Source organism: Micromonospora sp. NBC_00362, assembly GCF_026342155.1.
Classification (GTDB): Bacteria; Actinomycetota; Actinomycetes; order Mycobacteriales; family Micromonosporaceae; genus Micromonospora; species Micromonospora hortensis.
On sequence record NZ_JAPENH010000001.1, the window covers coordinates 4,237,564 to 4,256,922 of the forward strand.

At 69.0% G+C, this 19,359-nt stretch carries 21 protein-coding genes; 4 read left to right on the forward strand and 17 right to left on the reverse strand.

Annotated elements, in window-relative coordinates:
• Nucleotides 1-12 precede the first annotated feature (12 nt).
• A complete protein-coding gene (gene mqnP / locus OG992_RS19440; RefSeq protein ID WP_238683242.1) occupies nucleotides 13-924 on the reverse strand; it encodes a menaquinone biosynthesis prenyltransferase MqnP in 912 nt (303 codons plus the stop codon).
• Nucleotides 924-2,384 (reverse strand): menaquinone biosynthesis decarboxylase, encoded by a 1,461-nt coding sequence (locus OG992_RS19445; protein ID WP_238683241.1) that lies wholly within the window; start codon nucleotides 2,382-2,384, stop codon nucleotides 924-926. Before OG992_RS19445 ends, mqnP begins: the two co-directional genes overlap by 1 nt.
• 260 nt (nucleotides 2,385-2,644) lie before the next feature.
• Between OG992_RS19445 and OG992_RS19450 the strand changes: the two genes are divergently transcribed.
• Nucleotides 2,645-3,520 (forward strand): alpha/beta fold hydrolase, encoded by an 876-nt coding sequence (locus OG992_RS19450; RefSeq protein ID WP_266303964.1) that lies wholly within the window; start codon nucleotides 2,645-2,647, stop codon nucleotides 3,518-3,520.
• Between the two features lie 140 nt (nucleotides 3,521-3,660).
• Here the strand turns inward: OG992_RS19450 and OG992_RS19455 are convergent, their stop codons facing one another.
• The 6 genes from OG992_RS19455 to OG992_RS19480 all read right to left on the reverse strand — a co-directional run bounded on the left by OG992_RS19455 (nucleotide 3,661) and on the right by OG992_RS19480 (nucleotide 8,187).
• Nucleotides 3,661-4,485 (reverse strand): ABC transporter permease subunit, encoded by an 825-nt coding sequence (locus tag OG992_RS19455; RefSeq protein ID WP_266303965.1) that lies wholly within the window; start codon nucleotides 4,483-4,485, stop codon nucleotides 3,661-3,663.
• An 8-nt stretch (nucleotides 4,486-4,493) separates the two neighbouring features.
• Complete coding sequence (locus OG992_RS19460) at nucleotides 4,494-5,459, reverse strand: ATP-binding cassette domain-containing protein (protein ID WP_266303966.1); 966 nt, start codon at nucleotides 5,457-5,459, stop codon at nucleotides 4,494-4,496.
• Nucleotides 5,456-6,937: a PH domain-containing protein gene (locus tag OG992_RS19465; protein ID WP_238683237.1), complete on the reverse strand. Its 1,482-nt coding sequence runs from the start codon at nucleotides 6,935-6,937 to the stop codon at nucleotides 5,456-5,458. Before OG992_RS19465 ends, OG992_RS19460 begins: the two co-directional genes overlap by 4 nt.
• A 35-nt stretch (nucleotides 6,938-6,972) precedes the next feature.
• On the reverse strand, nucleotides 6,973-7,419 hold the full coding sequence (locus OG992_RS19470) for a PH domain-containing protein (RefSeq protein ID WP_266303967.1): 447 nt from the start codon (nucleotides 7,417-7,419) through the stop codon (nucleotides 6,973-6,975).
• A gap of 61 nt (nucleotides 7,420-7,480) precedes the next feature.
• Nucleotides 7,481-7,771, reverse strand: coding sequence for a hypothetical protein (locus OG992_RS19475; protein ID WP_238683235.1), 291 nt, complete (start codon nucleotides 7,769-7,771; stop codon nucleotides 7,481-7,483).
• 89 nt (nucleotides 7,772-7,860) lie between these two features.
• Nucleotides 7,861-8,187 carry a LysR family transcriptional regulator gene (locus OG992_RS19480; RefSeq protein WP_238683234.1) on the reverse strand — a complete coding sequence of 109 codons (327 nt, stop codon included), beginning with the start codon at nucleotides 8,185-8,187 and terminating at the stop codon, nucleotides 7,861-7,863.
• A gap of 608 nt (nucleotides 8,188-8,795) precedes the next feature.
• On the opposite strand from OG992_RS19480, the gene OG992_RS19485 reads away from it, so the two are divergent.
• Nucleotides 8,796-8,966 carry an aureocin A53 family class IId bacteriocin gene (locus OG992_RS19485; protein ID WP_238683233.1) on the forward strand — a complete coding sequence of 57 codons (171 nt, stop codon included), beginning with the start codon at nucleotides 8,796-8,798 and terminating at the stop codon, nucleotides 8,964-8,966.
• A 218-nt stretch (nucleotides 8,967-9,184) separates the two neighbouring features.
• Here OG992_RS19485 and OG992_RS19490 read toward each other — a convergent pair whose 3' ends face one another.
• Nucleotides 9,185-9,739: a carboxymuconolactone decarboxylase family protein gene (locus tag OG992_RS19490; RefSeq protein WP_266303968.1), complete on the reverse strand. Its 555-nt coding sequence runs from the start codon at nucleotides 9,737-9,739 to the stop codon at nucleotides 9,185-9,187.
• Nucleotides 9,740-9,822: 83 nt separating this feature from the next.
• Between OG992_RS19490 and OG992_RS19495 the strand changes: the two genes are divergently transcribed.
• The gene (locus OG992_RS19495) at nucleotides 9,823-10,299 is read left to right on the forward strand and encodes a MarR family winged helix-turn-helix transcriptional regulator (protein ID WP_238683231.1); all 477 of its coding nucleotides are present in this window, start codon (nucleotides 9,823-9,825) and stop codon (nucleotides 10,297-10,299) included.
• 89 nt (nucleotides 10,300-10,388) lie between these two features.
• Here OG992_RS19495 and OG992_RS19500 read toward each other — a convergent pair whose 3' ends face one another.
• On the reverse strand, nucleotides 10,389-10,577 hold the full coding sequence (locus tag OG992_RS19500; protein WP_266303969.1) for a DUF397 domain-containing protein: 189 nt from the start codon (nucleotides 10,575-10,577) through the stop codon (nucleotides 10,389-10,391).
• Entirely contained in the window at nucleotides 10,568-11,374 is an 807-nt protein-coding gene (locus OG992_RS19505; RefSeq protein ID WP_151497321.1) for a helix-turn-helix transcriptional regulator, read from the reverse strand. The genes OG992_RS19500 and OG992_RS19505 overlap by 10 nt, the downstream gene beginning before the upstream one ends.
• Before the next feature lie 282 nt (nucleotides 11,375-11,656).
• Between OG992_RS19505 and OG992_RS19510 the strand changes: the two genes are divergently transcribed.
• Nucleotides 11,657-13,018: a hypothetical protein gene (locus OG992_RS19510; RefSeq protein WP_266303970.1), complete on the forward strand. Its 1,362-nt coding sequence runs from the start codon at nucleotides 11,657-11,659 to the stop codon at nucleotides 13,016-13,018.
• Nucleotides 13,019-13,146: 128 nt separating this feature from the next.
• Here the strand turns inward: OG992_RS19510 and OG992_RS19515 are convergent, their stop codons facing one another.
• From OG992_RS19515 to OG992_RS19540, 6 genes are all read right to left on the reverse strand, one after another.
• Nucleotides 13,147-14,628 (reverse strand): ATP-binding protein, encoded by a 1,482-nt coding sequence (locus OG992_RS19515; RefSeq protein WP_238683227.1) that lies wholly within the window; start codon nucleotides 14,626-14,628, stop codon nucleotides 13,147-13,149.
• 69 nt (nucleotides 14,629-14,697) lie between these two features.
• Complete coding sequence (gene ccsB, locus OG992_RS19520) at nucleotides 14,698-15,669, reverse strand: c-type cytochrome biogenesis protein CcsB (protein WP_266303971.1); 972 nt, start codon at nucleotides 15,667-15,669, stop codon at nucleotides 14,698-14,700.
• Entirely contained in the window at nucleotides 15,669-17,312 is a 1,644-nt protein-coding gene (locus OG992_RS19525; protein WP_266303972.1) for a cytochrome c biogenesis protein ResB, read from the reverse strand. The genes ccsB and OG992_RS19525 overlap by 1 nt, the downstream gene beginning before the upstream one ends.
• Nucleotides 17,312-18,130 carry a cytochrome c biogenesis CcdA family protein gene (locus tag OG992_RS19530; RefSeq protein WP_238683224.1) on the reverse strand — a complete coding sequence of 273 codons (819 nt, stop codon included), beginning with the start codon at nucleotides 18,128-18,130 and terminating at the stop codon, nucleotides 17,312-17,314. Before OG992_RS19530 ends, OG992_RS19525 begins: the two co-directional genes overlap by 1 nt.
• Nucleotides 18,130-18,699, reverse strand: a complete 570-nt coding sequence (locus OG992_RS19535) for a TlpA disulfide reductase family protein (protein WP_238683223.1) — start codon at nucleotides 18,697-18,699, stop codon at nucleotides 18,130-18,132. Before OG992_RS19535 ends, OG992_RS19530 begins: the two co-directional genes overlap by 1 nt.
• Nucleotides 18,699-19,346: a histidine phosphatase family protein gene (locus OG992_RS19540; RefSeq protein ID WP_266303973.1), complete on the reverse strand. Its 648-nt coding sequence runs from the start codon at nucleotides 19,344-19,346 to the stop codon at nucleotides 18,699-18,701. Before OG992_RS19540 ends, OG992_RS19535 begins: the two co-directional genes overlap by 1 nt.
• Nucleotides 19,347-19,359: the final 13 nt, after the last annotated feature.

Below are 19,359 nucleotides of genomic sequence, written 5' to 3' on the forward strand. Positions count from 1 at the left end.
GGTCACCCAGCCTCAGGGCCGTAGACCGAGCCGGATCACCAGGTCCAGCAGGGCGAAGAGGAACAGCGCGATGCCGACGAACCCGTTCGCGGTGAAGAACGCCCGGTTGACCTTGCTGAGGTCGGTCGGGGTGACCACCACGTGCTGGTAGGCGAACGCCACAGCTGTCAGTGCCAGCCCGATCCACCAGAGCCAACCGAGACCGATCAGCGCACCGAACCAGATGAACAGGGCGAAGGTCACCACGTGCGCGACAGTGGAGGCGTGCAGCGCGAAGCGCCGACCGTACCGGGCCGGAACGCTGTGCACGCCGATCTCCCGGTCGATCTCGGAGTCCTGGCAGGCGTAGATCAGGTCGAAGCCGCCGATCCACAGCCCCACTGCCGCGCCGAGCAGCCAGGCCGGCCCGGAGCCGTCCAGGGTGCCGGTGACCGCCAGCCAGGCGCCGACCGGGCCGACCGCCTGGGCGATCCCGAGGATGGCGTGCGGCCAGTTGGTGAACCGCTTGGCGTAGGGGTAGACGACGAGTGGCACCACGGCGAGCGGCGCGAGCACCAGGCAGAGCGGGTTGAGCAGGGCGGCGGCGACGAGGAAGACCACGAGTGCGACGGCCGCACCGGTCCAGGCCGTCCGCACGCTCACCGCTCCGGTGACCAGTTCCCGACCAGCGGTACGTGGGTTCCGCGCGTCGATCTTGCGGTCGAGGATCCGGTTGGCAGCCATCGCGAACGTCCGCGCGCCGACCATCGCCACGGTGATCAGCAGCAGGTCGAGCCATCGCACCCGCCCGCCGGCACCCTGCATCGCGGCCAGCGCGGAGAGAAACGCGAAGGGCAGCGCGAAGACGGAGTGCTCGACGGCGACGAGCTTCAGGAAGGACTTGGTCCGGCCCGGCTTCGCCGTCGGTGCGTCGATGACGGCCATCAGATTCCGTACTCCTTCCAGCGCTTGTCGACCAGGGCGGCGACTTCCGGGCTCATGCTCATTTCCTCCGGCCAACCGCGGGTGTAGCCCTCGGTGGGCAGCTTGCGGGTCGCATCGACGCCGGCCTTACCGCCCCAGAACTGCTGGTACGACGAGTGGTCGAGGTGGTCCACCGGCCCCTCGGTGAGCAGCAGGTCGCGGGCGTAGTCGACGTTGCCGAAGGCCCGGAAGGCGACCTCGTTGTAGTCGTGCACGTCGCAGTCCTCGTCGACGATCACGATCAGCTTGGTCAGCGACATCAGGTGTGCGCCCCAGATCGCGTTCATCACCTTCTGCGCGTGCTTCGGGTAGCGCTTGCGGATCGAGACGATCGCGCAGTTGTGGAAGACGCCGGCGGCCGGCAGGTCGTAGTCGACGATGTCCGGGATCATCAGCTTGAGCAGCGGCTGGAAGATCCGCTCGGTGGCCTTGCCGAGGCCGTGGTCCTCCTGCGGCGGCTTCGAGGTGACGATCGAGTGGTAGACCGGCTTGCGCTGCATGGTCATCGCCTCGATGTGCAGCACGGGGAACGGCTCGACCGGCGTGTAGAAGCCGGTGTGGTCGCCGAACGGCCCCTCGGGCAGCCGCTCACCCGGCTCCAGGTAGCCCTCCAGCACGATCTGCGCGTGCGCCGGCACCTGCAACGGCACTGTGAGGCAGTCGACCATCTCCACCCGCTCACCGCGCAGGAACCCGGCGAACAGGTACTCGTCGATGTCGCTGGGCAGCGGCGCGCTGGCCGCGTACGAGACGACCGGGTCGCAGCCGATCGCGACCGCGACCGGCAGGCGCTGCCCGAGCCGCTCGGCGACAGCGTGGTGCGCTGTCGAGTCCTTGTGGATCTGCCAGTGCATGCCCAGGGTGTTGCGGCCGTGCTGCTGGAGTCGGTACAGGCCGAGGTTGCGCTTGCCGGTCTCCGGGTGCTTGGTGTGGGTCAGCCCGTAGTTGTGGAAGATCCCGCCGTCGTCGGGCCAGACCTGCAATCCCGGCAGCCGGTTCAGGTCGACGTCCTCACCCCGGTAGACGACCTCCTGGCAGGGGGCGGTCTTCACCTTGCGCGGCGGCACCGACTTGAGCTGCATGACCTTGCCGAGGCCCTCCCGGATGCCCGACCAGCCGACCGGCAACTCCGGCTTGATCATCGCGCCGATCCGGGCGCCGACCTCGTCGAGCGAGTCGACGCCGAGGGCCATCGCCATCCGCTTCTCGGTGCCGAACAGGTTGATCGCCACCGGCATCTCGCCCCGGGTCGGACGCTCGAAGAGCAGCGCCGGGCCGCCGGCCCGCACCGTGCGGGTGACCACCTCGCTGATCTCCAGCGTCGGATCAACCGGGACGTCGATCCGGCGCAACTCCCCCGCGCGCTCCAGCGCCGCGATGAAGTCCTTGAGATCGGTATACGGGAAGCCACGAGCCGCCATGTCGCCCAGTCTCCCGCACCGGCTCCCGCACGGCCCAAGCCGGGTGCTGTGACGCTCGCGATTGCCTGCCGGCCGGCGGCTGGCGGCGGGCGGCGGCGTCCAGATCGACTCGGCTTTCCGGAGACCGCGGTGTCCCAGGTCGCCGGATACCGCGACTCCACGGAAGGCGAGCGGATCGCCGCCGCCTCGGGGCATGGCGGGCGGTTGAGCGGGTAGCCGGGCAGGCGGCGGAGGGGCGGGACGGCGGACGGGGGGTGGCGATGGGCGGGGAGCGGGTTCCGGCGGGATTCACCGAGCAACGGGCTCGGGTCGGCCAGATCACCATGAACTACGTCCGTGGCGGCGCCGGCCCGCCACTGGTGCTGCTCCACGGGTACCCGCAGTGCTGGTACATGTGGCGGCACCTGCTGCCCGAGTTGGGGCGCTCCTTCGACGTGGTAGCGCCCGACCTGCGCGGCTTCGGGGGCAGCGACGCCCCGGACGGCGGGTACGACAAGAAGACTGTCGCCGCCGACCTGCACGGACTACTCGACCAGCTCGGCCTGGTCGGTGACCTTCGGCTGGTCGGGCACGACCTGGGGACCATGGTCGCGTACGCGTACGCCGCCGCCCACCCGCAGCGGGTGAGTCGGCTGGCGCTCACCGAGGCGCCGATCCCCGACGAGAGCATCTACACGTTTCCCGCGCTCACCTCGGCCGGGCCGGGGGTGTGGAACTTCGGCTACTTCTCCCTCGGCAACGGGCTTCCGGAGGCACTGGTCGACGGGCGGGAGGCGCTCTGGGTGGACAAGTTCACCGATGCGCTGATGGTGCGCAAGGGCAGCATCGCCGCGCCCGACATCGAGGAGTTCGCCAGCCATCTGCGCGACCCGGCGCATCTGCGGGCCAGCTTCGCCTACTTTCGGGCGTTCGAGCAGGACATCGCCGACAACGCGGCGTACCGGGGCACGAAGCTGACCATGCCGGTGCTGGCCGTCGGCTCGGCGGCCAGCCTCGGCGGGCAGGTCGCCGAGCAGGTCCGCCGGTACGCCGACACGGTGCGCGGCGAGGTGATCGAGGACTGCGGGCACTGGCTGTACGAGGAGCGCCCGGACGAGATGTTCGCCCTGCTGCGCGACTTCCTTCAGACGGATTGAGCAGCGGCTCCCGCCGCCGGGACGCGTCAGCGTTCAGGCGGCGGGAGCCGGGCGTGGATGGCCAGTGGCGCGGCCACCGAGCGGTTTCCCCGCGGGCCGAGCGAATCGAGTGGCTGTTGTTCACACGTCCCGGCGACTGTTCACACGTCCCGGCGACGCAGGGACAACACAGCGAAGCCCGTGAGCGCGCCGGACCATGCCACGAGCGCCGCCACCGCGCCCAGCCATCGACCGGTGTTGTTTGCCGACTCCAGGAGGGTCGTCACCGCCGCCCCGAAGCTGTGGCTGGAGATCGCCGACGGAAGCACCTCCGCCGGGACCGTCATCAGGGCGATCGTCAGCACGATCAGCAGACCGAGGATGGCGAAGATCGCACCGGCTGAGCTGCGCAGCAGACACCCGAGGCTGATGGCCGACACACTCACACCTGCTGTGGCAACCACGGTGCCGACCAGACTCAGGACGCTGGCCCGGTCGTTGAGGGGTGTGCCCAGCGGACCCGGCGTGAGGGCGAGCCAGTTAACCACCGCGGTCACGAGAATCGTCACGCCAACCAGAGCGCTGGAGGCACCGCCGACTGCGGCCAGCTTGGCGGCCAGCACAGGTGTACGCCGGGGAGCCGCACCGAAGGCGAGCCTGATGGTGCCGTTGCCGAAGTCGCTGGCACCCGCGATCGCACCGATTGCGGCAATCAGGAAGATGGAGAGCTGCATGCCGATGAGGGTCGTGTTGATGAAGGTCGGCAGGAGGTCCGCCGCGGATTGTTGGGCATCCGGCTCGGTGAACAACGCGACCGGGATGCTGAGCCCAGCCGTGCAGAGCGCGGTCAGGACCAGGAGAACGACGAGCGAGCGCGCCGTGACGAGCTTGATCAGTTCGCTGCGCACGAGGCCACCGAAGGTCAGTTCATGTGTCGGTGGAACATGCCTGCGCATTGGGGCATCGACCTCTGCTGCCGTGCTCATCGCCCGGCTCACCTCATCTCAATCTTGACATCGTCCAGTGGCTCGGCCACCGCCCGCTCGGGCTCGCCGATGTCGCGCCCTCGGAACGTGACCGACTGCGCTGTGAGCTCCACGAATGCCTCCTCCAGTGAGGCCCGCAGGGGGACGAGTTCGTGCAGTCTGATGCGATGCTCGGCGGCCAGGTCACCCACCTCGACCGCGGTGAGTCCGTCCACGCGGAAGGCTCCCTCCGGCCCATTCGACAGGTGTCCGCCGCTGGAGCGCACCAGTCGACCCAGTTCCTCGCCCTGAGGGGTGCGCAGGAGTACGCCCCGGGACCTGCTGCGGCCGATCAGCGCGCTGACGGTGTCGTCGGCGATCAGCCGTCCCTTACCGATGACCACCACATGGTTCGCGGTCAGTGCCATCTCGCTCATCAGGTGTGAGCTGATGAGCACCGCTCTGCCCTCGGCCGCCAGCTTCTTCACCAGGGTTCGCATCCAGAGGATGCCGTCCGGGTCCAGCCCGTTGATGGGTTCGTCGAACATGAGGCTCGACGGGTCCGCCAACAGGGCAGTGGCGACGCCGAGCCGCTGGTACATGCCCATCGAAAAGCCGCCGATTCGGCGGTTTGCCACCTCACCGAGACCCACCAGATCCAGCACCTCGCGGACCCGGGAGGTGCCGATCCCCGCGGTGGCCGCAACAGCTTGGAGATGGCGAAACGCGGTACGCCCGGGATGCCCCGACTTTGGGTCGATCAGCGCGCCCAGCGCGCCGAGCGGATTGCGGTGCTGGTTGAAGGGAGCCCCGTCGACGAGGACCGTCCCACTGTCGGGTTGAGTCAGTCCCAGGATCATCCGCATCGTCGTGGACTTCCCTGATCCGTTGGGACCCAGGAACCCGGTGACGATGCCCGGCCGCACCACGAAGGAGAGGTCGTCGACGACCGCTGTCCCGCCATACTTCTTGGTGACCCCGTTAACTTCGATCATGCCATCTTCTCTTTCCCCCGAAGCGTCGCCGCCCTGGTCGTGGCCTCGATGAACTGGTCGGTCAACGCTGGCCTGCCGACCGGCACCCACAGCCGGACGGTTCGTGAGTCGTAGATCCCGAGACACACCGCGCCGATCGACACGCGGTGGGCCGCGATCTGGTGTGAGTGGACGAAGTACACGGAGTCGAGGGGAACCACGTAGCGGGTGACCCACAGGAAACCGCGTCTGAAAGTGAGCACGGCACCGTCCGGATCGAGCCTCGCGGCCACCCAGCAGTAGTTGCTGGCAATCAGCAGGACGAGCGCCAAGACGACCATGAGGGCGCCCGCCGTGACCGGGCGCAGGTTGCTTGCCGCCACGCCGGCCACCGTCAACACCACCGCGTTGACGGCGAGGAGCCACCAGGCGACGGAGCGTCGAACCGAGTACGACTCGTCGGCGGCAGCGGCGTACGCGGGGAAATGACGCCGAATCTCGTTGCGCAGGAACGCCAGGCGGGCTGCGGGGAAGACGACGTTGGCCCCGATCCGCTCCCCGGACTGTCGGGCCACGACATTCAGCCGGGCATGGCCCGTGGCGCGCATGAGCGGATTTTGTTGAATCTTGATCCCCGCCACCTGGGAGCGGGACACCTGGCGGGACTCCGCGGACACCAGCCCACCCGACATGGCGAGCACCGATCCCCTGAGGCGAACCTCGAACGATCGGTACCGCAGCCAGGCGACTGTCGTCCCGAACCCGATCGCGACCGGCACTGCCAGCACCAGGACGGCGGCCGCCAGCACCCACAGTGTCGCCGCACTGTCTGGAAGGTCGGGAGTGGCAGCGGACCAGGGCAACAGGATCGCAAGGTTGTCGTAGAGCCCGAACAGGAAAGGGACCACCAACAGGAACTGTCCGTAGGTGACCGAGAGCATGAAGTAGTCCCGGGGGCGGATCCGATAGATCAGGTCGTTGTCGCCCGACGGGTGACCCTCTTCCCGATCCACAGCGTCCGGCCGGTGCTCGGCAGACTCGGTTGCCGAAGCGACAGCGGGATGCCGGGGACGGGAGGTCGGGCGAGCCCGGTGGGCCTCGAACAGGTCCTCGATCTCGGTGGCCACCGCCTCCGGCACCGCCTCGATGACCAGGTTGGCCTTCGACTGCGCACCGATGCCGATCAGGACCCGCGAGCAGCCCAGGGCCCGACCGACCGTCGACCGGGAGGTCTGGACGCTGGTGACTTCCGACCAGGCCAACGAGGTGGAGCGCCGGAACACCAGCCCCGTGGCGAAGGTGACCCCGTCGGGACTCACCGAGAATCGGGTCATCCACCAGTCCACGATCAGACTGAGCACGATGACGCCACCCACCAGACCGAAGATCGCGTCTACCGGGATGCCGAGCACGGTTGGCCACTTGGCCCGTATCGAGAGCCATACGATGATCGCCGGGACGATGCCGGTCACGTGCTCGGCCGCACGAACGGCGAACATGGCCGGGCTGTTGCGACGATTCCGGATTTCTTGCGTCATTCCGGGTGCTCACGAATCAGCTGCTCGAAGCGGTCGGCCTCGGCCCGCCCGAGCGGGCCGAGGGACCGCGATTCGACGATCGTCGCCGCCCTGACGGTGTACAGGTTGAACAGGCTCAGGATCGGACCCTGGCGTACCTCGCAGTACAGGATGCGGGAGAGCGGGTACACCTGCCGCCGCCTCCAGAAGCGACCCTGCTCGATGATGATGCACTCCTCGGTCAGGGCATACCTGTAGTACCGGTAGCGCTGCGGGATCAGCACCAGAGCGTCGAGCACGGCGAAGGCCAGCGCGGCGAGAGCGAGCAGACGGATCCACACGTCCCACTGCGGCGTGGTGAAGGACGCCCGGGACAGGGTGAAGGCAACAACGAGCAGCGCGACGACGCCGACAGCATTCTCCACCTGCCAGAAGACGACCGACCGACGGTCCAGTCGCCTCATGCGGGGGTTCGGACCGTCGGCGTCCGGCGTCGCCCTGTCAACCGCATCGGTCACCGCGGCGTCACGACTCACGTCGCACTGAACCCGAAGGCTCGCTCGCCGCGGCCTTGCTTCTCGCCTGCCGCGCCCCCGCCCATATCCAGAGCAGCGTCACCAGGCCAGCGACCACCACCACGTACGGCTTTCCTGCCGGAATTCGCCCTTGGACGATGAGCACCACGGCTGCGATCACGAACAAACATGGAACCACCGCACCCATCCAGGCCGGCCCCCGGCGCGCCATGAGCAGGTGAAGGCCCAACACCGCCAGCACCGCCACAGTCACGCCGATAAGCGCAAGATTCTGCGACACGCGCTACCTCCTCTTTCGGCCCGAATCGGGCAGGACAAGGGACGGCGGATCCGCTGCCGCCCGGCCGGTTGTTATGTGTTGACTTCGGCTCACGAGGCATTTCTTTTCTTCAAAACGTTATCATCACCGTCGTCGAAGCGCTTATTCTGCCGCGTCTCAGCATTGGCCGGTGGTAGCGACTTCAGCTCAGCGGCGATCCGTAGCAGCTCCTGCGATATCCGCAGGGCCACGTGGCCGTTACGAGTGAGGTTGAGACCCCGGACCTCACGTTCGAACAGCTCAACTCGGCAGACCTTCTCCACCTCACGAATGTGATAGAGGACAGTCGATTTGCCATATCTGAGCTTCTTCGCGGCCTCCGAGACGCTGCCAGACGAGGCGGCGGTAACGAATGTTCTCAGCATTTCGGTATTCATGTGCTCCCCCATGTGACGTGCGGTTCACTGCCAGCGCTTCCCCCAATGACGTGCGGCCTACTGCCAGTCGGCGTCGATGCGTCCAGCTGGGTTGATCATCAGCAAAGCTGCGCTGAGCGCGATCTTGCGGCTGGGAGTTGAGCCAGCACCTCATCCCCCACTCTGGATCAAGCCGACCCCATGGCTTGTGCAGCGCTTGGGGCCGGCCAGGCACAAGGTATCAAAGGTTGAACCCCGCTAGGGCCCTTGCCATTGGCCGACGACTGTCGCTTACGGCTGCCCCGCAGCCCATGGTGATCCATCGGCACGCCGATTGCTGACTCAATGTCTGAAAGTTGCCATTCAGTGACGTCGGCCCATGCCAAGCAGTGCCCGTTAAGGGCCTTAGGTTAACTTCCGCCACGTTGCCGGGACGATGAGCGGACCTAAATACCACGGCGGCCATAACCTAGGCAACTGCCGTACGGAAACTTCGTCGTTCGTCGCTGTCTCTGAATGTGGGTGTTAGTTTTTCCTCGCCCAACCGGGGCGGAATTACAGCGGGTCGTTTCTGCAGGGTGTTCCTCTGCTTCACCTGTTCGAAACGCCACGATTATTGGAGGGTTCAGATGGGCTGGTTGACTCTGGCAGCGAAGATCATCAAGGCCGGTGCGAAGTACGGCACACGGTTCGCGAAGTGGGTGTGGGCGAACAAGACCCAGATCCTCAAGTGGTCGAACGCCGGCTACACCGTCTACGAGATCGTCCAGCTGATCGCTCGCATTCTCGGGCTGGCCTAAGCCCTTTCGGATCCCCCAGATCCTGAGCGCCTGTTGACGAAAAGGGGAGGTCGGCCATTCATCGGCCGCCTCCCCTTTTCGTATGCGTTTGTAAGGTGCAACGCTGATGCCTATCAGCAGCGTGCCTGGTCGCGTTCGGCCCGAGTTCGCCGGGGCGGCAGTCGCTCTGGATGGACACGCCCCCGGGGCGGCCCGAGCAGGGCCGCAGGTGTCCTCGGTCAGGCTGCGGGCGTCCAGGCGTGGGCGGCCAGTGGCGGGTCGAGCGGTGCCCGGGTGAGCCGGTTGGCGAAGGTGGACATGGTGTACGCGCCGACGCCGAGCACCACGTCCAGCGCGTGCCGGGGCTGGTAGCCGGCGGCCAGGAAGTCGTCCATCTCGTCGTCGGGCACCGCGCCCCGGTGGTCGAGCACGGCCAGCGTGAATCGGCGCAGCGCCTCCAGGCGCGGATCGGGCAGCACCGACCCGGCACGCAGCGCGGTGATCAGCTCGGGGGTCGCGCCCAGCCCGGTGAGCTTGCCGGTGTGCAGAGCGACGCAGAAATGGCATTCGTGACTGGTGGAGACCGTCAGGATGACCACCTCCCGGTCCAGCGGGGCGAGGTCGGTCTGCTCGAAGCCTGCGCTGGCGGTGAGGAAGCCGCTGAGCAACTGAGGCGAGTCGGCCATCAGGGCCACCGGGGTGGGCAGCCAGCCGAACCGGCCGCGTACTCCCTCGATGGACCGACGGGCGGCGGCGGGTGCGGTCTCAGCGGTGTGGGCGGTGAAGACGGACACGGTTACCTGCTTTCCGGAGCCTGGTTCGTCGGACGGTAAGATAGTCAACATGGTTGACGAAATAGTAAACGTGGTTGTCGAACATGGCAACCGCTGATCCCGTGCGTCCCGGCTTCGCGCTGCCGCTGCTGCTGCTGGCCGGCTTCCGGACACTGATCGACGACCTGCACGCCGAGCTGGCCCGGGAGGGGCATCCGGAGCTGCGACCGCTGCACGGGTTCGTGCTCCAGGCCGTCGGCGCGGACGGCACCACAGCCACCGAGCTGGGCCAGCGGCTGGGCATCTCCAAGCAGGCCGCCGGCAAGACCGTCGACCGGTTGGTGGCCGTCGGCTACCTGGAGCGGGTCGACGACCCCTCCGACGCCCGACGGCGGCTGGTCCGGGTGACCCCGCGCGGCGCCGACGGGCTGCGCCGCTCAGCCGAGATCTTCGACCGGCTGCGGGCACAGTGGACCGAGACGCTCGGCCCGGAACGGGTCACCGCGATGGAAGACGACCTCGGCACGATGGCCTCGGCCAACTGGTTCCGACTCGACGTGCCCGGCTGGTTCGGCGGCTGATCGTGGGCGCGGGCGAAACCTCCGGGCCACAGTGCGGGGTGCCCAGGTCGGGTGCGGGAGCGCCCGCGGCCAGCCGGCTGAGTGGACGGTCAGCGGGTGCGGGCCAGCTCGACGAAGGCCCGCCACGCGGCCGGGGTGAAGGTCAGCAGGTCGCCGTCGCGGTCCTTGGAATCGCGGACGTGCACCCGGCCCGGCAGGTTGTCGGCGACCTCGACGCACGCGCCACTATTGTTGCCGCTGCGGGTGGACTTGTGCCAGCGGGCTCCGGTCAGATCCATGGCTTCACGATCTCCTCGAGCAGGTCGATCGACTGCTGCCGGGGCAGCGCGTCACTGCGCAGACTCTCCCACCTTCCGAGCAGGGTCGCCACCTCGAAGATGTCGTCCACGGCGGTGCCACCGGTCTGGTTGTCGAGGAAGCCGAGCCAACTGCCGTCGGCGGTGCGGCCCAGGATGAACGGCCCGAAGAGGCCGGCGTGCAGGCCCACGCCCTGCGGCAGCACGTGCACCCTGATGTGCGGACGGCGGGCGCACGCCACCAGGTGCCGCAACTGCTCGGCCAGCACCCCGGCGCAGCCCTCCGCGAAGCGCTGCAACGCGGCTTCGTCGATCACGGCGGTGAGCTGCGGCGGGTGCTCCCGGTCGAGGATCGTCTGCCGCTCCAGCCGGGCCGCCACCAACTCCTCCACCCGGTCGGCGGTGAGCCCGAGGTCGAGCCGGAACACCGCCCGGGCGTAGTCGGCGGTCTGCAACAGCCCGGGAATCATCGTCGCCTCGAAGCACCGCAGCTGGGTGGCGACCCGTTCGACCTCCAGCCAGGGGCGGAACCAGACCGGCTCGCCGTCGCGCCGGCCCAGCTCACGCAGCGAGACCAGCAGGCCGCCGGTGTCGAGCACCTCGTCGGCCCGGATCAGGTACGCCTCGTTGGGTGCCGTCTGGCCCAGCTCGACGGCCGACACCATGGACGGCGAGTAGTGCGCCCGTTTGCCGTACTCCTCCTGGGTCAGCCCGGCCGCGAGCCGGGACCGCCGGAGCTGCTCCCGGATAAGCGCCGCCGTGGACACCACTGTGGTCACCGCACCCCACCTTCCGCCGCGATTGTCGGGTCATACGACCCATCTGCCGCACGGTAGCGAGCGCCTGACACTGTGTCATGCCGTGACGCGCATATCGCGGTAACCCGAGCTGCGACCCCGCCTGACCGCCCGGCTCGGCCGCCTGGAGGCCGAGTGGATCAACGACGGACACTGTCGATCGAAAACCGTCACAGGTGATCTCTAAGATCATTGATGCCGATCGGGTCGGGGTGCTGCGAACCTGGCTTCTTCCGACCGGCTCATCCCTCACCAAGGAGATCCATGAGATCTGTGCACGTTGCGCGTGGCAGGCTCTTGCGCGGCCTGACCGCGCTGGTCGTGGGCACCGCAGGGGTCGCCGTGGCGGCTGGCCCGGCCGCGGCCCAGGACGACCCCGGCTGGGTCGACGGCTGGCTGGGTGACGTCACTGTCGGCGGCCCCGGCGCTCCCGGCCGGACGGTGCCACTGACCCTGAACAGCACCGGCGCCAGCCAGCCCCGGGTGACCATCGACCTGACCGGCCTGGTCGGCGTGGCCACCGCCGGCTTCCCCGACTACTGCGTCACCCAGGGCACCTCGGTGACCTGCCCGATGCCGCCGACGGCCACCGACGAGTTCGGCACGCTCACCGGCACCGTCCCGGTGGTGTTCCGGCCCGCGCCCGGCGCTGTCGACGGCGCGACCGGCACCCTCGACTACACGGCGCTCGGCGAGCAGACCGAGGCGTACACCCAGCAGGCGACTGTCACGGTGCGGTCCGGGCCCGACCTGCTCGACACCGTCGACGAGCACCTGACCGGCGTCGAGGTGGGCGACAACCTCGCCGTACCGGTGTCCGTGGTCAACGCCGGTGACCAGCCGGCGGTGGACCTGCGACTCACGCTCGGCTTCCCGGTGGGCCTGGTTCCGCCCAGCTACCGTAACTGCCGGTACGGCACCAACCAGTCGCTCGCCACAGTGGTGGTCTGCACCGTGCGGGGCACGTTCACGCCCGGCCAACGCCACGAACTGCGGGGTGGGCTCGACACCACTGTCGGCCCGGCGACGCTCGGCAGCAAGCGGATCACCCAGGCCGTACAGCCGCTGGCCAGTGCCGGGCCGCTCCCGACCGGCGTGAAGCTCAAGCGCCGCGACGCCGACCAGGCACTCCGGCTACGGCCGGTGGGCGCGGCGCTCGACGTGATCCCGGTCGAGGCGACCCGAGCCGACGGCCAGACCTACCTGCGCGGCGTGCACGGCGCCTTCGACATCGTCGCCAGGGGCGCGGCCGTCACCGGAGCCGTCGGGGACACCGTGCGGGTCACAGTGGGTCTGCGCAACAAGGGTCCGGGCGTGCCGGATGGCACCCTCTCCGGCGATGGTGTCGGAGCTTTCCAGTTCACCCCACCCACCGGGGTCACCGTGCTGGCCACGCCGTCGGGTTGCTGGCTCAGCGGTGACGAGGAAGAGCCCGAGACCGTCCCGGCAACCTGGTACTGCAACGGGTCGGGGTCGGTCTTCCCTGCCGGCAAGACGCACACGGTCGGGTTCGACCTGCGGATCGACAGCCACACCGGGGTCCCCGGCAAGGTCCAGCCGTCCCAGCGCTACCCCCGGGTGGACGACAACCCGAGCAACGACATCGCCCCGGTCACCGTGAGCTGACCGAGGCTGAATAATGCGGGCCGGTCACTGACGATTCAGTGACCGGCCCGCACCGCGTCGCCAGGGTCAGTCCGGCCGCGCGCCGCGACCGCCCGAGTTGCTCCCGGATCAGCGCCGCCGTAACCCCCTCAGTCGCCCGAATAAAGCCGCGACGGATCGACGAGAACGACGTCGGGACGCTGACCGGCCGCGTGCCGAAGCTCGTCGGTGAACCCCGCCGCGCTCGCGAGCAACAACCGGGCGTCCCGCACGTCCAGGCCGGGCCGCGCGGCGAGTAGGTCACGTGCCCGGCTCAGCCGATCCAACTCGGGCAGACCCAGCGTGCGACCCCACTTGACCTCTCCGATGGCGAGCAGCGGCCGAGGGCCGTCGCCGAACGGCGGCTCACCGAACGCCACCAGGTCGAGTTCCAGGCTGGTGCGGGTGGAGGGATCGGTGAGGACGGCCGCGCTGGCCTCCGCGACGACACCGCCGAATGTCTCCGGCGCGGCGAAGCGCAGGGCCCACTGCCGGACGATCTCCTCGAACGCTGGCCCCAGCACCCCGCTTGAGTACCTGCGATTGGAACGCCTCCAGACGTCCGCGCCACGCCGCTGCTCCAAGGCCGTCCAGGAGGGCCGCATGACCGCCTGATAGAAGGTGATCAGGGGTTCGGCGATGCGGTAACGGCTACGCCCGCTACGGAGCGGATCGGGCTCGCGAATGAGGAGACCGGCGTCCTCAAGGACGGTGAGCGGGTGCTGGAGGTCGGTGGCCTTCCGTCCGATGTACCCGGCGATCCCCCCTCGGGTGCCGTTGCCTTCGGCGACCGCGGACAGCACGGAATGGTAGAGCGCGGTGTCCCGCAGGTCGGGATCCTCGGCGAGCAGATAGCGAGCCTCGCGGAACAACGGGCGGGCCGGATTCAGCACGGCGCGCACGACCCAGTCGTCGAAATCGTCCGGCCCGTCGGGCACATCGTCCTGGACGTATTCCCGTCGGTAGGCCGGCGTGCCCCCGACGATGGCGAACACGCGGGCAGCGAGGGCAGGATCAACGATCCCCCAGAACGTCGCGGCGGCCCGATAGTCCAACGGTGGCACGGGCAGTTCCAGCCCCGCCCGTCCGCGCAGCGGGGCCGAACCGGCAAGCAGACCACCCATGAACGACAGTGCCGAACCGCACAGCAGCAGGCGCGTACGAGATTCGGTGCGCTCGACCCGGCCCGGCGTGAGGGCGTGCTGAATGATCGACGGGAGATCCCGACTGGATCGGGCAAGGTAGGGGAACTCGTCGATCACCACGGTGACCGGGCGGCGCTGGCCCAGTGCGAGCAGCGCGTCGACCGCACTCGACCAGTCTTCCAGGCGAAGCGGACCAGGCGCGTCGGTGTGCCGGCCGAGAGCCTCCCCGAGTCGACGCAGCGATTCTGCCGGGGTCGCCTCGGTCGCCCCGAAGTAGAAACCGTCGGTAGCGCGGGCCAACTCGTACAACAGCAGAGTCTTGCCCTGCCGGCGACGGCCGCTGACCACGCCAAGCGTCGCGCCGGGCCGGTCGTCCGCGGCGAACCGGACCAGCTCCGCCCATTCGACGTCACGGTCGAAGATTTCCGCTGGTTTGGAGAGCTTCACTGCCACATCCCCACAGAACGTAGAACTACGCTTCTAAGAAGTGTAGTTCTACGTTCTGTCAGCCGTGGTTCAGTCCAGCCCGCCGTACGAGTGCAGGCCGGTGAAGAAGATGTTCACGCCGAACAGGTTCATCAGCATGGTGAGGAAGCCGAGCACCGCGATCCAGGTGGCCACGTTGCGTTTCACGCTGGGCGTCGCGCGGGCGTGCAGGTAGCCGGCGTACACCACCCAGGAGATGAACGCCCAGGTCTCCTTCGGGTCCCAGCCCCACGGACGGCCCCAGGCCGCCTCGGCCCAGATGGCACCGGCGATCACCGCGAAGGTGAAGATCGGGAACGCGAAGGCGTGCAGCGCGAAGGTCAGCCGCTCCAGGCCGGCAGCGCCGGGCAGTCGCTTGGCCAGGGTGTACGGGAAGCTCCGCTTGCCCTGCTCGTACCCGTTGCGCATCAGGAAGCCGACCGCCGGCACCACGCCGAGCAGGAAGATGCCGGACGCGAAGACGATCGTCGAGACGTGGATGACGAACCAGTACGAGTTCAGCGCCGGGACCAGCGGCACGATCGGCACGTACAGCACCAGCTCGGCGGTGGCGACCAGCAGCACCATCACCAGGGTGAGGAAGAGCCCGAGCTTGCGCAGCGACTGTCGCTTCCAGAGCACCACCAACCAGGCGGCCACCCCGATGAACGTCACGGTGAGCACGAACTCGTACATGTTGCCCCAGGGCATCCGGTCCGCGGCGAGCCCACGGGTGACCAGCGCCGCGAGGTGCAGCGCGGCGGCGACCGCAGTGGCGCCCACCCCGATCAGGCCCGCCAGCCGGGCCCGCCCGGCGGAGCGGTCGACAGTGGGTGACGAAGGGACCGGCGCGGGGGGCGTCGGGACGACACCGCCGCCGGCACCGACCAGCTCGCGCACCGGAGCCGCCGTGGCGACCCGGGTACGCACGTTGCCCAGCGCGTACTCGACGGCGTGGCCGATCATCGCGATCAGGTACGCCAGGATCGCGAATGACACCAGATTGTCGGAGAGTGCGGACATCACTCGGCTCCTTCTCGCACGCCGGCCCGGTCAGCGGAGTCAGCGCCAGCACCAGCCCGTTCGGCACCGCTGACGGCGGCGACCAGCTGGGTGAACTCGTCGGCGAACCCTGGATAGTCGGTACGCGGCAACCCACCGACCTCCATCAAGCTACTACCGCTCGTCGGAGATCCTTCCCCGGGGTCGGCCGGCACCACCCGGAAGAACACCCGGCGGCGCTTCCCGAACAGCGAACCCATCAGACCGACCAGCAGGACGCCGCAACTGACCAGCAGCATCGTCGAGCCGGGATCGTGCCGGACGGAGAGGGTGACGTACCGCTCGGTGCCCAGGAACTCGACTGTCGTGCCGTCGTCCAGCTTCCAGGTCTCGCCCTTGCGGAGCAGTTTGGTGCCGACCTCCTTGACCTTGCCGGCCCGCACCTGCCGCTGGTCGAGTTGGTAGACCGAGCCGGGGATGCCGGCGTCCAGGCCGAGGTTGCCCCGGTAGGCGACCAGGTTCAGCGCCGGGTTGCGCTCGGTCGGGTACTGCGAGCGGACGAACGGCGCCTGCTCGGGCGCTGTGGGCAGGTAGATGCCGGTGAACGCCATCTGCTGATCCGGTGCGCGCTGGCCGGTCGCCGGGTCGACGTTCGCGTCCGGGAAGGCCGCCAGCCCCTCACTGGTGAGGCCCATGTCGCCGGTGGTCAGGAACGGCTCGTCACTGATCTGGCTGTTGCCGAACCGGTCGGTGTAGCGGATCACCGGCGCGTACCCGTGGCCGAGCAGGTAGACGCTCGCGTCGTTCAGGCGCAGCGGCGAGTTCACCGAGAAGTCGGCACTGCGGGTCGGCTCGTCCGGGCCGTCAACGGTGACCGTGGCGTTGAAGAACTCCGGCTGGCCGGACGCCAGGAACCGGGCCTCGAAGTCGTCCAGCCGCAGGCAGAAGCCGGGCAGGTCGGCGCTGTCCACCTGGGGGCCGAGCTTCGCCTCGGCGTACTGCTGGCGGGTGTTGCAGAACGCGTTGTCCGCGCCGGCCACCAGCAGCCGGTTGCCGCTCCAGCCGTACCAGGAGCCGAGCGCGACCCCGATCAGCACCGCGATCAGCGAGGTGTGGAACAGCAGGTTGCCGGTCTCCTTGAGGTAGCCCTTCTCGGCGGAGACCTCGTCGCCGCGCACCTCGACGCGCCAGCGGCGCTTCCGCAGCGCCTCGGCGATCGCCGCCGCCCCACCGGGCGGGGCGGGCAGCACAGTGTGCTGCGGCAGCCGGGCCATCCGCTTCGGCGCGGCCGGCGGACGCGACCGCAGTGTGCGGACGTGGTCGCGCAGCCGGGGCGTGATGCAGCCGATCAGGGAGGTGAACAGCAGTAGGTAGATCGCGGAGAACCAGACCGACCCGAAGACCTCGAACGCGCCGATCCGGTCCAGTCGGGGAGCCCAGTCCGGGTGGTCGACGAAGTACTCGTTGACCTTCTCCGGGCTGATCCCGCGCTGCGGCAGCACCGAGCCGGGAATGGCGGCGATCGCGAGCAGGAAGAGCAGGATCAACGCCGTACGCATGCTGGTGAGCTGCCGCCACGAGTTGCGCAGCAGGGCCAGCAGCCGGTTCGGCCGGCGGCGTGGCGCGGGCGCCGCGGTCTCCGGTCGGTCGTCGACGACCGTCATCAGATGCTCACCTCGCCCACCCCGACGGTGGTCTGCAGCCAGATCACGAAGCTCTGCCATCCGCCGGTGACCAGGGCCAGACCGATCAGGATGAGCAGGGCGCCGCCGACCCGGGTGACCCAGCGGCTGTTGCGCCGGACGGCGCGGAAGACCCCGAGCAGGCGTTCGAAGCCCAGCCCGAAGACGATGAACGGTATCCCCAACCCGAGGCAGTACGCCACGGCGAGCACCACGGCTCGGTCGCTCTGGCCGCTGGCGGTGGCCATGCCCATCACCGCGCCGAGCGTGGGGCCGGTGCAGGGCACCCAACTGAGCGCGAAGACCGCCCCGAAGACCGGTGCGCCGAGCAGCCCGGCCGACGGCAACCGGGAGATCCGGAACTCCCGTTGCAGGGCCGGGATCATCCCGAGGTAGCTCAACCCCGCCACGATGATCAGCACGCCGACGCCGATCTGCAATTCGCGCTCGTAGTCGAAGAACACCCGGCCGATGCTGGCGAAGAGGATCGCGGTGGCCACGAAGACGACAGTGAAGCCGCCGATGAACAGCAGCGTCCCGGCGAGCACCCGACCCTTGACCGCGCCCGCCCGCGCGACCCGTTCCTTGACGGCGACACCCCCGCTGGCCGGCGCGGGGTCGGCCTCCGGCCGCCGGCCCTCCAGGTCGGCGCCGGCCAGACCGGTCACGTACGACAGATAACCCGGGACAAGCGGAAGCACGCACGGGGAGAGGAAGCTGACCAGGCCGGCGAGCGCCGCCGCGCCGATGGCGAGCAGCAGCGGCCCGCTGAGGGCCAGTTGCTCGAAGGTCTCACCCATCAGTTCGACGCCGGCTTCTCGGCGGCGACCCGTTCGACGATCGGTTGCAGGCCCTCCTGCTTGACGGCGGCCCGGATCACCGCGGCGATCCGACCGTCACGGTCGAGCACCACAGTCGCCGGCACGCTGTTCGGCGGGATGTCCAGCGCGAGCGCCGTCTTGCTGGACGGGTCGAACAGGCTCGGGTAGGTGACCCGGCCCTTCTCGAACGCCTTGGCCTTGTCCCGCGAATCCTGGACGTTGATGCCGAGGAAGTTCACCCCGGAACCCTTTGTGGCCTGATAGACGGCTTCCAGGTCGTCCGCCTCGGCGCGGCACGGCGCGCACCAGGAACCCCAGAAGTTGACCACCACTACCTGACCGCGTGCCTCGCTGACGTCGTAGCTGCCGCCGAGCAGCAGCTCACCGGCGAGCTTCGGGGGTGCGGAGCGCTGGTCCGGTGCGCACTCGAAGATCCCGTCGGTGGTGGTCGTGCAGGTCTTCTCCTGCGCCTTCGACGACGTGCAGCCGACCAGCGCCACGGCGGCGACGGTGGCGAGCAGACCGGCGGTCCACCTCCGGGCGTTCATCAGGCCCCCTTGGCCGTCCGGGCGGTCGCGGAGAGAGCGATCAGGTGCGCGGCCGGCTCGCTGTAGCCGATGCCCACCACCTTCGCGTCGTCGAAGTGGAACGAGGTGAGGCTCGCCAGCCCGCACTGCCGCTTGCGCGGGTCGTGCCAGAGCCGCTTGCGCTCGACGTAACGCCGCAACGTCCAGATCGGGAGCTGGTGCGACACCAGCACCGCCTCGCGCCCCTCGGCGGCGACCCGGGCGGCCTGCACGGCGGCGAACATCCGCTCGGCGATCACCCGGTACGCCTCACCCCAGGACGGGGTCACCGGGTCGCGCAGCACCCACCAGTTGCGCGGGTCACGGAACGACCCGTCACCCGGGGAGACCTTCTTGCCCTCGAACCAGTTGGCGCTCTCGATCAGCCGCTCGTCCACCCCGACCGGCAGCCCGAACTGGGCGGCGATCGGCTCGGCGGTCTGCTGGGCGCGCTCCAGCGGGCTGGCCACCACGTGCACGATCTCCCGCTCGGCCAGGCCCTGCGCGGCGGCCTTGGCCATCTGCACACCCAGCTCGGAAAGGCGGAAACCGGGCAGCCGGCCGTAGAGGATCTGGTCGGGGTTGTACACCTCGCCGTGCCGAAGCACGTGGACCACCGTCTTGCTCAAGGCTGCGCTCCCT

What these genes read in the sequence shown, in the direction of transcription:
- mqnP (WP_238683242.1), bottom strand. Translation starts at nt 924, where the DNA reads ATGGCCGTCATCGACGCACCGACGGCGAAGCCGGGCCGGACCAAGTCC.
- OG992_RS19445 (WP_238683241.1), bottom strand. Translation starts at nt 2,384, where the DNA reads ATGGCGGCTCGTGGCTTCCCGTATACCGATCTCAAGGACTTCATCGCG.
- OG992_RS19450 (WP_266303964.1), top strand. Translation starts at nt 2,645, where the DNA reads ATGGGCGGGGAGCGGGTTCCGGCGGGATTCACCGAGCAACGGGCTCGG.
- OG992_RS19455 (WP_266303965.1), bottom strand. Translation starts at nt 4,485, where the DNA reads ATGAGCACGGCAGCAGAGGTCGATGCCCCAATGCGCAGGCATGTTCCA.
- OG992_RS19460 (WP_266303966.1), bottom strand. Translation starts at nt 5,459, where the DNA reads ATGATCGAAGTTAACGGGGTCACCAAGAAGTATGGCGGGACAGCGGTC.
- OG992_RS19465 (WP_238683237.1), bottom strand. Translation starts at nt 6,937, where the DNA reads ATGTTCGCCGTTCGTGCGGCCGAGCACGTGACCGGCATCGTCCCGGCG.
- OG992_RS19470 (WP_266303967.1), bottom strand. Translation starts at nt 7,419, where the DNA reads ATGAGGCGACTGGACCGTCGGTCGGTCGTCTTCTGGCAGGTGGAGAAT.
- OG992_RS19480 (WP_238683234.1), bottom strand. Translation starts at nt 8,187, where the DNA reads ATGAATACCGAAATGCTGAGAACATTCGTTACCGCCGCCTCGTCTGGC.
- OG992_RS19485 (WP_238683233.1), top strand. Translation starts at nt 8,796, where the DNA reads ATGGGCTGGTTGACTCTGGCAGCGAAGATCATCAAGGCCGGTGCGAAG.
- OG992_RS19495 (WP_238683231.1), top strand. Translation starts at nt 9,823, where the DNA reads ATGGCAACCGCTGATCCCGTGCGTCCCGGCTTCGCGCTGCCGCTGCTG.
- OG992_RS19500 (WP_266303969.1), bottom strand. Translation starts at nt 10,577, where the DNA reads ATGGATCTGACCGGAGCCCGCTGGCACAAGTCCACCCGCAGCGGCAAC.
- OG992_RS19510 (WP_266303970.1), top strand. Translation starts at nt 11,657, where the DNA reads ATGAGATCTGTGCACGTTGCGCGTGGCAGGCTCTTGCGCGGCCTGACC.
- ccsB (WP_266303971.1), bottom strand. Translation starts at nt 15,669, where the DNA reads ATGTCCGCACTCTCCGACAATCTGGTGTCATTCGCGATCCTGGCGTAC.
- OG992_RS19525 (WP_266303972.1), bottom strand. Translation starts at nt 17,312, where the DNA reads ATGACGGTCGTCGACGACCGACCGGAGACCGCGGCGCCCGCGCCACGC.
- OG992_RS19530 (WP_238683224.1), bottom strand. Translation starts at nt 18,130, where the DNA reads ATGGGTGAGACCTTCGAGCAACTGGCCCTCAGCGGGCCGCTGCTGCTC.
- OG992_RS19535 (WP_238683223.1), bottom strand. Translation starts at nt 18,699, where the DNA reads ATGAACGCCCGGAGGTGGACCGCCGGTCTGCTCGCCACCGTCGCCGCC.